The organism is Oleiphilus sp. HI0066 (assembly GCF_001635725.1).
In genome coordinates, this window is the sequence record NZ_LWFH01000450.1 from 1 (window position 1) to 695 (window position 695).

The 695-nt window shown below is 41.7% G+C and carries 1 protein-coding gene; it reads right to left on the reverse strand.

Translation table 11 applies throughout. The annotated features are described in order from the left end of the window. Nucleotides 1–105: 105 nt before the first annotated feature. A partial coding sequence (locus A3738_RS06600; protein WP_156504010.1) for an AraC family transcriptional regulator occupies nt 106–695 on the reverse strand: 590 nt, incomplete at its 5' end.

Genomic DNA, 695 nt, shown 5'->3' on the forward strand with positions numbered 1-695 from the left:
GGCAATGTTTGCCGATTTACTGCCCAGTTGTTCCTAGGATGCGATTATTCAACGAGATGGCAATAAGTGCTATGACAGAAAAGGACAGATGCATGGCTCTAGAGGTCAAGATTTTTGATGTTGCTGAAGTTGGTATTCTTTTGGTGAGGCGCTTTCCCAGCGTTTAAACGCACGACTAAATGAACTCGCGTCGTTATAGCCAAGAAGAATCGCTATTTCTTGAATAGTTTGTTTGTTTGAACTGAGAAGCTTTTTGGCAATGTCGTGTCTTTCTTGATCAACGATTGTTTGAAAGCTAAAGCCTTGAGCTTGTAGGTGTCGACGTAAACTTCTTGAAGACATACAGAGTTGAGCTGAGATATGTTCTAGGCTAACCATGCTCAGCGCGTTTTTCTGGATAAGTGCGCGCGTTCTAGAAACTGTATCGCTTGGTGCAATGTGCTCCATTTGAGTTTTGACTGTTTTATCGTTTTCTTCTGCGAGTATTGGGTTTGAGAAAACAAGTTTTCTCTCTAACAATGGTTTTGGAAGAAGAACACGGTTTTTCTCTTGGTTGAAGCGTACGGTCTCCGAAAAATATTTGCCGTAGTAGGCGCTCTTTGAAGGTTCTGGATAACTAAATTCGAAGATAAGAGGGACGGATTTTTCACCTAAGCAATAGCAGCCAAACGAGTAGAGAATCGCGTAGAGATATT